The following is a 12,736-nucleotide window of genomic DNA, read 5'->3' as shown; positions in this document are numbered from 1 at the left end:
CCAGTAAGACCCCTTGAAGACGACGAGGTAGATAGGGCAGAGGTGGAAGTGTGGTAACACATGCAGCTGACTGTCACTAATAGGTCGAGGGCTTGACCAAAAGAACTCAAGTGCTTGAGTTCAGAACGAAAAATTCTCTTGCAATCAGAGGAAGTCAAATATTCAATATACAGTTTTGAAGGTATCAGGTTTTACCTATACTAGAATGGCCTGGTGGCTCAGTTGGTTAGAGCGCCGCCCTGTCACGGCGGAGGTCGAGGGTTCGAATCCCTTCCGGGTCGTTTAAGTTGGGATCTTAGCTCAGCTGGGAGAGCATCTGCCTTACAAGCAGAGGGTCACAGGTTCGAGCCCTGTAGGTCCCATTTATTTTTTGCCGATGTGGCTCAATTGGCAGAGCAGCTGATTTGTAATCAGCAGGTTATCGGTTCGAGTCCGATCATCGGCTTACACAATTGAATATTTATTGTGTTATGGGCGGATTCCCGAGTGGCCAAAGGGGACAGACTGTAAATCTGCTGCTTTATGCTTCGATGGTTCGAATCCATCTCCGCCCATTTACCTAAGTTGATAAACCGCAGAGTTTACCAAAAGGTTTTAATGACGCGGGATGGAGCAGCTAGGAAGCTCGTCGGGCTCATAACCCGAAGGTCACAGGTTCAAATCCTGTTCCCGCTACTTAGATATTTATTATCTATATGCCCAGATAGCTCAGTTGGTAGAGCAGAGGACTGAAAATCCTCGTGTCGCTGGTTCGATTCCGGCTCTGGGCATTGAGGTAAAAACCTCATGTTTTAAATGGGATACTAGCTCAGGTGGTAGAGCACTTGACTTTTAATCAAGTTGTCGGGGGTTCGAATCCCCCGTGTCTCATTAAAATAATCGTGAAAGAAGTCTTTGTATAAAGGCTTCTTTTTTTGCCTTTATATCAAATCAAGTATTTACACCACATATAATATAAATCATTACATACAATAAAATTAATAACAGATAATAATACAGTAAATTAAAATCAGCAGTTGTATTAACAATAAGTATTTATAGTAAATTTGCAGTGAGTAGGAGATAGATTGTATGTTTATTGAATGTGATAATAAAAAATTTTATAAACGCTATATTGTAACAGGATTTTTATTTGTTGGGATATTGGGAACTCTTTTTCATTTTGTGTATGACTGGTGTAGGCTGGCAAGGTTAATAGGTTTATTTGTGCCGGTCAATGAGTCAACATGGGAACATATGAAATTGCTTTTTATTCCTATGCTTATTTATATTGCAATTTGTTTTCAGTATGTTAAGAAAAAGGTTGGCTGTAAATATGTTTCAGATAAAAACAGTATGAAAATATTTTCCAAAGACAGTAAAATAAGTGTGAATGTTAAAAATGAAAAAAATAATGAGATATGCAAGATTATATATACGGGCTTGCTCGGAAATATAGTCGGTACATGGAGTATACCGTTTTTGTTTTATGGATATAAGGGTATTCTTGGATTTGAGGTAGCATGGATTGATATAAGCACATTTTTTATTGCTGTTTTTATTGCGTTTGGTTTGCAATATCATATATTGATAAATTCACATAAAAAGCAGACAATGAATTGTGGAAAAATACTGTTGATTGTTAATTTAATACAGTTTATAGCATTTGTATTGTTAACATATCATCCGCTTGGGTTTGGAATTTTTGTAAGTCCTGTGTGATAAGTAAATAGTAATAAAATAAGACAATTTAGTGGCGGAATATCTTTGAGAATGATATAATAAATTTATAAGCATTTATAATACTGTGTACTGTGAAAAAAGATGTGTAGTATTATAAGATATTAACACATAGGGGTTTGTGTAACTTTGTTAAACGGTACGATAAATTAAAGTTTATGAGAAATGAGGAAATTTATGGACAACTTAAAAAGAATTACTTTAAATCCTGCGAGGTGTGGACTTGACCTTGGGGATGGAAGTGAGAGAGCTGAGTATGTAAATCAGGATTATATTTTAAATGTGCTTGGCAGACCTCACAGAAACATTGGGATTATGTATACATATTATCCTAAGGATAAGGAGTGGCCTCAGAGAATAAGCGAGGCATGTAAAGATATGGAAATACATTTTCAGTGGGACTACCCATATGATGATTATTTCCCTTATCTTGGCGGTATCGGCGGAAGTATGGATGGTGAGCCGTTTACTTCGATGAGAGATATTAGAAAACATGGACAAGATGTTGCGCTTACACTTACAATAGATTGTTCTCTGGAAGATGAATATCTAAGGCAGATTGCAAAGGAACTTAGAACTTTTGGAAGAATGAGACTTCGCATAAATCATGAATGTACAGGTGATTGGTTTACTCATAATCAGAGGTTTTCATATCAGGAAATAGGTGATTTCTTTGTGAGATTTGCAAAGATTGTCAAGGAAGAAGCTCCTAATGTGTCTATTGTATATTGTGGGGGATGTGTTACAAGCCTTGAGGATGATGCACCTATTCAGTATGAAAAAGAATTTACTGAGGCGTATAAGGTGGCTGATTATTGGTCAAATGACTGTTATCTTGCACTTCATTACGGATGGCCGTTTGATGTTTGTGAAAAGGGCGGCAGCAGCTACGCTGTGACACCTCTCGATACATTTGTGGAAAGACTTGAAAAGACTTCAAAGCGATTGACTAAGGTTGCGGATAATGTATGTAAACCGCTAGTAATATCTGAGTTTAATACAGATGGTGATGTAACAGGGCCAAGACGACAGGGCGAGTCAATTAAAAAATTTGTTGACAGGATAAAGTCTGATGATGCCGATTGGTTTGATGGATTTTCGATGTACCAGTTTAGGGACAGAGGACGTCTTGGTCTTGAAATAGAAGACCCGAATAATAAATCAGTGGGAATTGCACAGCCGTTACTTAAACAGTATCAGGAAATATTGAAAGACCCTTATTTCCAGCCTGTTATTGAGGAAAAAGAACAGGTTATGCTTCCGGCAAAAATGCGCTGGGGCGGCTCAGAGGATGCCGATGGTGTTGCTGTCGATATTAAGATGGATGGAAATCCTGAATTCTTTGAGATTAATTTTGAAGAAGAACTTAATATTATGATGGAAATAAATGGCAAATGGTTTTATAAGGCACCGGAGACTAAAACAGTTGACCTTATGCCGGCGTTTTTTGAGTCAGAGATAAAAGAGGGACAGGTTCTTACATTAAAGATGTTTGCTCCACCTGCAACAGGCGAAAATGATGAAAGCCAGGGCGATGATTGGGCAGTCAATTATTATACGGAGATGAAAAAAATGCCTGAACTTCGTATCAGATATGAGGCAGTAGAAGACCTTGATTAAATATCAAAAATAGGTGGAAGTTGGAAAATTTATTTTAAGGCAGAAATGTATATTAAAGATATAACTAAGATTATATGCTGCAATACGTGGCATTAGTTATAGCACAAAAAATAATATAAATAAAAACGAGAAGAAAGGCAGAAAAATATGGCAAAATATATTTATGGAATTGATATAGGTGGAACTACAGTAAAGATGGGACTTTTCGATGAAAAAGGTGATATGCTTGAAAAGTGGGAGATTGTTACAAGAAAAGAAAACAACGGTGAAAACATTCTTCCTGACATTGTGAAGTCTATCAAAGAAAAAAATTCAGAGAAATCTATTGAGACAGATGATATTCTTGGTATAGGAATGGGAGTTCCGGGACCTATAACAGAGGATGGCAGAGTTCTCAAATGTGCAAATCTCGGATGGGGAATTTTCTCGGTTGCTGATGAGATGAGTAAACTTACAGGTGTTAAAAAAGTTAAGGTTGGTAATGATGCAAATGTTGCAGCTCTTGGTGAGCAGTGGCGTGGCGGCGGCCGTGGCTTTGACAATATTGTGATGGTTACACTTGGAACAGGTGTAGGCGGTGGAATTATCATGAATGGAAAAATTCTTACCGGGGAGAATGGTGCAGCAGGTGAGATTGGACATATTACAGTAAATCCTAAAGAGACACTTACATGTGGATGCGGATGTAAGGGATGCCTTGAGCAGTATAGTTCTGCTACAGGTGTTATAAGATTAGCAAAAGAGCGTCTTGAAGCTTCTGACAAGCCTTCTGAGCTTAGAAAGTTTGCAGATGATCAAATAGGCGGAAAAGAAGTTTTCGACGCTTATAAGGCAGGAGATGAGCTTGCAGCTGAGGCTGTAGATGAGTTCGCAGCTTATCTTGGAATGGGACTTGGTAATGTAGCTTCTGTAGTTGATACACAGGCATTTGTAATCGGTGGGGGACTTTCTAAAAATGGTCCGATAGTAATAGAACTTATAAAGAAACAGTATGAGAAAAATGTAATGTTTGCACTTAAAAATACGGAATTCAGACTTGCTGAACTTGGCAACGATGCAGGAATGTATGGTGCAGTCCGTATGGTAATTCAGTAGTAGGAAAAAGTAATATTCTTTCTTCATATCGCATATTATATATTAGTATAGGTTGATTGATTAAATTTAACCAAAAAATTCACGGGGGTTGTCATGTCGAAAACAAAGATTGTGGTTTTGCGTATGAAGGAAGTAGTATATACGGCAGTATTTGTCGGGCTTGGGATTTTGCTACTGATTGTTTTATTTTTTATGTTTGGCAGGCAGAATTCGCCTAAAAGTGAGAGTACACAGAGTAACATAAGTAATGAAAGCAGTACATATAAAAATGATGCGGTATATAGGGCGGGAATTTATGAAAGTCAGTTTGTAATAGGTGAAAATACAATAAATCTGGAGGTTGCTCTTGATGAAGAACAGGTAAAGTCTGTTAAAGTGAAAAATCTTGATGAGTCAGTGGAAACAATGTATCCGCTTATGAAATCGGCAGTTAAGGATGTTTCAAAACAGCTTTCTTCGGGAGTTTCAATTGATGAAGTTGTATTGTCAAAAAATTCAATGTACACTGAAAAACTCGTTCTTGATGCGGTTAAGACGGTGCTTGACGAGCAAAAATTATAAGCTGTGTTTTGTAAATTATCGGTATAACGAATAAGTGGTATAATTTTCGTCATACCAAATGGTTAAGCAGATTAAAAATAATAAAATGTTTTTTGTAAAAACGATTAATATAAAACAGAGGTGCTATGAGTGTTAGTTTTCACTGTGATAAAGTGAATGTTAACCAATAGCCCTCTGTTTTATGTTATACTACATATAAGATTTTTTTGAACAATAATAGATAGTAACAGCTTAAAATACAATAATAATTATACAGGAGAGAGGATAGGGGAATGGCAGTCCAGTTTATTTTTGGTGGTTCCGGCAGAGGAAAAACTTATTTTTTGCAGCATAAAATTATGGAGGAAGCTGTAAAAAATCCTAAAAAAGATTATATAATGATAGTTCCGGAACAGTTTACCATGCAGACGCAGAAAGACATGATTAGAATAAGTCCGGGGCATGGAATTATGAATGTCGATGTACAAAGTTTTGTCAGGCTTGCATTCAGAGTGTTTTCTGAGACAGGTGCGGGAAATGTTCAGGTTCTTGATGACCTTGGCAAGATTATGATTTTAAAAAAGGTGCTTTCTAATAAAAAGGATGATCTTAAATATTTCGGAAGAAATATAAATAAGGATGGTTATATTTCTGAGATTAAGTCATTTATGTCTGAGCTTATACAATATGGTGCCGATGAAAACGAGATAGAGAAAATGATTCAGGCTTCAGAAAATAAGACTGTCCTTAAATATAAGTTACAGGATATGTCTGTTGCGTTTTCGGCATTTAAGGAATATATCGATAAAAATTATATTACTTCTGAGGAACTTTTAAGTGTATTTGCGGATGTTATTTCACAGTCCGGACTTCTCAAGGGGGCAGTTATATGTCTCGATGGTTTTACTGGATTTACTCCATTACAGTACAGGCTTTTGCGTGAGCTTATAAAGATTGCCGAGAAAGTTTATATTACAGTGACTGCTGATGAGAGAGAGTCAGTTATAAATAAGGGGAAAAATTATCAGCTGTTTTTTATGAGCAGAAAAACTATCAATAATATAAGAATGATTGCGAGTGAAACGGGTGTTGAAGTTTTAGATGATATTTGGACTGGAAAAGAAATAAGTCAGACAAGATTTGGCTCGTCAAAGGAACTTGAATGGCTTGAACGAAATTTGTTCAGATATCCATATAAAAGATACAACAATGGAAAAGAATGTGAAGTATCAGATATTAGTTGTCATGTACTCAAATATGCTGAGGATGAGATTGATTTTGTGGTACAGAAAATAAAGAGGCTTCTTGTAAATGAAGGGTGTCGTTATAGAGACATTGCAATAGTAGCGGGAAGTCTCGAGACATATGGAAATATTATTGAGCATGCGATGAAAAAGGCGGGAATAGCCTGCTTTATTGACCAAAAAAGAGGCGTTCAGTCAAGTGTTCTGGTACGTGCAATAGATGCACTTCTGCAAATTATTATAAAAGATTTTTCATATGAAGATATTATGGATTATTTAAAAGGCTGTCTTTCATGGACAAGTGACAGTAAAAATGATATTTTAGACAATTATCTTCTTGCCACGGGAATAAGAGGATTTAAGGCGTGGAACAGAGAGTGGAATACATCATATGCTTACAGGAGAATGACTGATGAGTCAAAAGAATTTGCAAACGGGATTGTTGAGAATGTAAGGCTTAGTGTTATTGAAAATCTGTCGGAGTTTTATGAGAAGGTGGCAAAGGGAAAACACACAGTCAGGGATTATGCGACAGCTTTGGTTGAATTTTTTGAGAGACAGCATTTTTATGAAAAGCTTATGGAATTTGCCGATGATTATGAGGAAAATGAAAATTTTGATGTGGCAAGTGAGTACAGGCAGCTTTATGATATGGTTATAGAGGTTTTAGAGAAACTTGTTTCTATTATGGGTGATGAGGAAATGTTACTCAAAGAATTTAAGGATATTCTGGATGTTGGATTTTCTGAGGCGAGGATAGGAGTTATTCCACCGGGGATAGACCAGGTTATGGCAGGTGATTTGTCAAGAACACGAATTTCAAATATAAAATATATGTTTCTTGTAGGGGCAAATTCGTCAAATATTCCGAAAGGAAGTGGCAGTGGAGGAATTATTTCTGAGTCTGAGAGAAATTTTTTGGCGGAGAACGAGTTTGAACTTGCGCCTACGGCAAGGCAGCAGGTATATACGGAACAGTTTTATCTTTATTTGAACCTTACTAAGCCTTCAAAACATTTGTATATAACATATTGTGACAGTGAGAGGGATGGAAGTGTAAATGAGCCGTCATACATTATATCGAGAATAAATAAAATTTTTCCGACAATAAATGTCAAGTTTGAGGAAAGAAAGAAAAATGAGGAAAATGCATGGTCTGATGATGACGGAAAAAAATATCTTATTGCAGGACTTAGAAACGGAGATTTTTCAGATAAAAAATGGCAGGAGATATATAATCGTTATTTTAAATCAGAGGACGATAAAATCACATTAAATAAAATTTTAAAAGCGGCTTTTTTTAAGGAGAATAAGAGTAGTATATCAAAGAAAGTTGCAAAGAGTCTTTATCCTGAAAATCTGAGGGGGAGCACATCACAGCTTGAGAGGTATGCGGCTTGTGCGTTTTCATATTTTATGCAGTATGGGCTTAAACTTCAGGAGAGACAGGAACACAATATTGAAGCATATGATATAGGAAACATCGTGCATGATACACTTGATATGTATACAAAGATACTCCTTGCAAACAACATGAAATGGCAGGATGTTGATAAAAAAGAGCAGGAGCGAATTGCCGGTGAATGTGTTGAGAAGGCGGTAAGTCTTTGCAAGGATGGCATTATGAGGGATACAAGCAGAAATCAATATATGATAAAGCGTATTCACAATGTTGTTAATAAGACGATATGGGCTATTTCAAAGCAAATGAGTCAGGGAAGTTTTGATACTATTGACAGTGAGCTTATTTTTGAGACTGTCGGAAAGTCTGATAAAACGGATGAGGAACTTATAAAACTTGTCGGAAAAATTGACAGGCTTGATGGTTTTACTGACGGTTCAAAAGATTATGTGAGAGTTATTGATTATAAGACAGGAAATAAAGAATTGTCACTTAGTGAACTTTATTATGGGCTTCAGATGCAGCTTGTAATTTATCTTAAAGCAAGCGTCGATAAGGCGGCTAAAACAAAAAAGATTGTTGTGCCGGCGGGAATGCTTTATTACAGAATAAAAGACCCGATTTTGAATGAGAGGGTAACAACTGAAAATGTTGAGCAAAAAACTTTGGAATCACTTGCAATGAATGGACTTGTGAACGGTGATTCGCCTATGCTTGAGGGAAGTGACAAAAATCTTGAATCAAATGACGGAGTATATCAGCCAGATTATATTTCGTCAGTAAGCAATATTGAAACGGGTAAAAAGGGTCAGATTAAGAAAAGTTCAGGAATCACAAATACGGATTGTCTTAATGAACTTATTGATTTTACGGAAAAAAAGGTTGTGGATATGTCGGAGGAGATACTTGACGGAAATACAAGTGTAAATCCGTATAAAACAATGGACTCACAGCCTAAGTCGGCCTGTATGTATTGTGCGTTTAAAAGTGTGTGCAGATTTGACAGCAGACTTTACGGCAATGATTACCGGGTATTTGAAAAATTGTCGGATGATGATGTTATGAGGTTAATTCACAGTGAGCTTTCAGAAAGTGATAAATAAAGTAATTATAAATCATCATATTATTTGAAAATTAAAAGTGAAAAACAAAAACACTAAAGGATTGAAAGATAAACATGTAAGAATATTAATAAGGGGAAAAATATGGGCAATACAAGGTGGACGGATGACCAGCAAAGAGTTATAGATGCCAGAAAGTGCAATCTGTTAGTTTCGGCGGCAGCAGGTTCAGGAAAGACTGCAGTGTTGGTTGAAAGAATTATAAAATTGATAACTGATGAAAAAAACGATGTTGACATTGACAGGCTGCTTGTAGTTACTTTCACAAATGCGGCGGCAGCAGAGATGAAAACGAGAGTTGGTGAGGCGATAGAGAGCAGACTTATTGATGAACCTGACAATGAGCATCTTCAAAGACAGGCATCGCTGCTTCACAATGCACAGATTACGACAATGCATAGTTTTTGTCAGTATATTATAAGAAATTATTTTCATGTAATAGACATAGACCCTGCATTTAAAGTTGCAAATGAGAATGATATGAAAATTGCTCAGAGTGAAATCCTTTCTGAGCTTATTGAGAAGCGATATGAAATCGAGAAAGAAAACGATAATTCTTCTTTTTATCTGTTTTCAGAGATGTTTGCACATGGACGTGATGACAGTAAGATTGAGTCAATTGTGCTTGAATTATATGGAAAGGCAATGAGTTATCCATGGCCAAAGAAATGGCTTAAATCAATTGTTGAAATTTATGAATGTGCGGGCGTGGAAGAATTTCAGAAAACAAAGTGGGTAGGAGAGCTTGTAAGTTATGTCAAAGAACTTGTAAATTCATATAAAATGCTTGCCGAAAAAGCAATAAAAATATGTGATGAACCGGATGGCCCGGCAAAATACAGAACAGCCTTTGAGGACGATATAAGACAATTTGATAATATCTGCCAGACAGAGAATTTTAGTGAATTATCGGATGCATTTAGAAAAATTTCAAGAGCAGATAAAGGAAGAATAACTAAAAAAGATAATGTTGATGCAGAAAAAAAGGATTTGGCAAGTGCATTCAGGGATTCTTACTTTTCAAGTCAGGGAGGAATTATAAAGCTTCAGGAGAAGTTTTTTAATAAAACTGTAGAACAGCAGATAAAAGAATTAAATGAAATGGCTCCTGCCGTAAAGGAACTTGTAAATCTGACAATAGATTTTATTGATGCATTTGCAGAGAGAAAAAGGGAAGATGGAGTAATAGATTTTAACGACATGGAGCATTTTGCACTGGCAATACTGACAGACGAAAATGAGGACGGCGAGGTTGTTCCAAGTAAGGTTGCAGAAGAACTTAGGGAGTATTATCAGGAGATAATGACGGATGAGTATCAGGATAGTAACTATGTTCAGGAGCTTATTCTGACAAGTATAGTCGGGGAGCCGGTACAGGCACCGTATATGTTTATGGTAGGTGACGTAAAACAGAGCATATACGGATTTCGATTGGCAAGACCTGAACTGTTCATGAATAAATACAACAGTTACAGTCTTGAGGAGGGCACAAAGGAGCACAGAATTGACCTCAAACAGAATTTCAGAAGCAGAGATTGCGTGCTCGAAAGTTCAAATGCCGTTTTTGAAAAGATAATGAAGCCTTGTCTTGGTGGTGTTGAGTATGATGAAGCGGCAAGGCTTGTGCCCGGAAGAGTTTACGAGAAAACGGACAAACGGACAGCAGAGAAAACGTCAATTATTCTTATTGACAAGAAAGCGGACAATGATGACGGAATGATGGATAAAGAACTTGAAGCTGCCGCTATTGGAAATAAAATTATTGATATGGTACAGGGAGAAAATCCGCTTTATGTATGGGGAAAACAGGGGTATCACAGAGTTACATACAGTGATATTGTGATACTTTTAAGAAGTGTTCAGGGGTGGACGGAACCTTTTCTTGAAACATTATCTGACATGGGTATACCGGTATCAGCGGGTACAAAAGCAGGATTTTATGAGTCAATTGAGATTTTAACAATGACAAATCTGCTTAGAATAATTGATAATCCGAGACAGGATATACCTCTTGTGTCAGTGCTTCGTTCGGTTTTTGTGGGACTTAGTGATGATGAACTTGCGGCAATTGCCGTGATGCCTAGAACCCTTGATTTTTGGGATGCAATGAAACTTTATATAAAGACTGTAAACGGAGAAGAGGGGACGGAAAAATATACGGCAGATATAGTTCTTGATGAGAAAGAGGCAGAAAAACTTGCGGAAAAGCTGGAAAAATTTATTGATAAATTAAATAATTATCGTGAGCTGGCAAAGGAACTTCCTGTTGATAAGATAATACAGAATATTTATGATGAAACGGATTTTTATGACATTATGTCTGCGATGCCTGCGGGCGAGAAAAGGGCGGCAAATCTTGATATTCTGCTTGGTCAGGCGAGAGATTATGCGGCAAACGGACATCACGGAATATTTAAATTTACTCATTTTGTTGAGAATATAAAGAAAGCATCTCTTGATATAGGAGAGGCATCGGTAAACAACGACAGTATGAATGCCGTAAGAATTATGACAATGCATAAAAGTAAGGGACTTCAGTTTCCGGTAGTGTTTGTGTCGGGACTTGGAAAAAGTATAAATCTGATGGAGGCAAATGACCGGGTTATTATAAATTCTGATTATGGTGTTGGAACTGATTATGTAAATCTTGAACTTATGTATACAGAGAAAAGCATTTTTAATAATTTTTTAAGGAGCAGGATAAAAGTAAATGCACTTGCCGAGGAAGTAAGAATGTTGTATGTTGCTATGACAAGAGCCGAGGAAAAACTTTTTCTTACAGGAGTGTCTGCAAAGATTTTACAGGGAAATATGGGAGCCAGAGGTGAGGGAAAAAAGAAGATAACAACATGGAAAGAAAAAGGTCAAAATCTCGAATTTTCAGGACTTCTCTCACTTACAAAACACATTGACATGGTAATGGCGGCGATAGCAGACAGGCCGGTATTTAAAGAGTGTATTGAAGAACTCGAACCAGAAAAAATTTATGGAGTAAATGATGAACTTTTTGACCTTGAAGTAGTTTCAGTCAACAACATTGTGAGTGTATCAAAAGAAAACCGTGAACTTGCAAAGCAGAAGGAAATTGAGCTGGTCAATTGGGATGCGGATAAGACTTATGATGAGGAAATGAGGGATTATATATCACAGAACGAGGAATTTTCGTATAAATATAAGGATGAACTTGGCATTCCTGTTAAGGCATCTGTATCTGAACTTAAAAGACTTGCAATGGAAAAACTTGACGAGTTTAATGCCGGGGATGTAGAAAATAATCCTGTCATGGAGAATGAGGTTTTGCTTTTGGGAGACTTAGATGTGGAGAGGTCTTTTGAAGAAATTTCAGACAGGAAAAATGGTGAGAAAGAAAGCAAATACTCAGACATTCCACGACCTGATTTTATGAAAAAAGAGGAAGTAAAGACGGGGGCTGCAAGGGGAACTCTTTACCATCTTGTTATGGAACATATACCGTATGAAAGACTTGATAAAAACTTTGATTTTGCAGTATTTATCAAAGAACTTGTGCAGGACGGATATATGACGGATGAAGATGCGTCTGCCTTGGATGTAAAGAAATTTGAGTGGTTTGCAAAAAGCAGTTTATGCGGCAGGATGAGGGCGGCAGCAGTTTCGGGTGAACTTAAAAGAGAGCAGCCGTTTATGATAGGAATACCGGCAAATGAAGTATATTCTGAAAAGAGTGACAGTGAAGAACTCATAATGATACAGGGAATAATTGATGCATTTTTCTACGAAGGTGATGACATAGTTCTTGTTGATTACAAGACGGATTTTGTTATGAAATGTCAGGAAGAAAAACTGGCAGAAAGGTATAAAACACAGCTTGATTATTATGCGAGAGCGCTTGAGAGCGTGACAGGAAAAAAGGTTAAGGAGAAGATTATTTATTCGTTTTCGCTTGGGAAGATTATTGAGGTGGGCTAATATAATAGCAGTAATTTTTGAAGCTGAAAAAGTAATACCATAAAAAA

At 36.9% G+C, this 12,736-nt stretch carries 6 protein-coding genes, 7 tRNA genes and 1 rRNA gene; all 14 read left to right on the top strand.

Annotation, left to right across the window (positions count from 1 at the left end; all coding sequences use genetic code 11):
* Positions 1–100: ribosomal RNA gene (locus ACZLXV_RS00910) — 23S ribosomal RNA — on the top strand; the annotation flags it as partial.
* 107 nt (positions 101–207) lie between these two features.
* Positions 208–281 (top strand) — tRNA-Asp (locus tag ACZLXV_RS00905).
* Positions 282–289: 8 nt separating this feature from the next.
* Positions 290–362: transfer RNA gene (locus ACZLXV_RS00900), tRNA-Val, on the top strand.
* Positions 363–372: 10 nt separating this feature from the next.
* Positions 373–445 (top strand) — tRNA-Thr (locus ACZLXV_RS00895).
* Positions 446–472: 27 nt separating this feature from the next.
* Positions 473–554: transfer RNA gene (locus tag ACZLXV_RS00890), tRNA-Tyr, on the top strand.
* 47 nt (positions 555–601) lie between these two features.
* A tRNA-Met gene (locus ACZLXV_RS00885) sits at positions 602–675 on the top strand.
* Positions 676–697: 22 nt separating this feature from the next.
* Positions 698–770, top strand: a tRNA-Phe gene (locus ACZLXV_RS00880).
* A gap of 27 nt (positions 771–797) precedes the next feature.
* Positions 798–870 (top strand) — tRNA-Lys (locus tag ACZLXV_RS00875).
* Positions 871–1,071: 201 nt separating this feature from the next.
* Positions 1,072–1,701, top strand: coding sequence for a DUF6512 family protein (locus ACZLXV_RS00870; RefSeq protein ID WP_482382214.1), 630 nt, complete (start codon positions 1,072–1,074; stop codon positions 1,699–1,701).
* A 195-nt stretch (positions 1,702–1,896) separates the two neighbouring features.
* On the top strand, positions 1,897–3,339 hold the full coding sequence (locus ACZLXV_RS00865) for a hypothetical protein (RefSeq protein WP_482382213.1): 1,443 nt from the start codon (positions 1,897–1,899) through the stop codon (positions 3,337–3,339).
* 147 nt (positions 3,340–3,486) lie between these two features.
* A complete protein-coding gene (locus tag ACZLXV_RS00860) occupies positions 3,487–4,434 on the top strand; it encodes an ROK family glucokinase (RefSeq protein ID WP_482382212.1) in 948 nt (315 codons plus the stop codon).
* A gap of 93 nt (positions 4,435–4,527) precedes the next feature.
* Entirely contained in the window at positions 4,528–4,995 is a 468-nt protein-coding gene (locus tag ACZLXV_RS00855; RefSeq protein WP_022223385.1) for a hypothetical protein, read from the top strand.
* Positions 4,996–5,267: 272 nt separating this feature from the next.
* Positions 5,268–8,723, top strand: coding sequence for a PD-(D/E)XK nuclease family protein (locus ACZLXV_RS00850; protein WP_482382211.1), 3,456 nt, complete (start codon positions 5,268–5,270; stop codon positions 8,721–8,723).
* A gap of 102 nt (positions 8,724–8,825) precedes the next feature.
* Positions 8,826–12,689 (top strand): helicase-exonuclease AddAB subunit AddA, encoded by a 3,864-nt coding sequence (gene addA, locus ACZLXV_RS00845; RefSeq protein WP_482382210.1) that lies wholly within the window; start codon positions 8,826–8,828, stop codon positions 12,687–12,689.
* Positions 12,690–12,736: the final 47 nt, after the last annotated feature.

The organism is Butyribacter sp. (genome assembly GCF_056818865.1).
The sequence above is the reverse complement of the archived record's forward strand: the minus strand, read 5'-3'. Positions and strand labels throughout refer to the sequence as shown.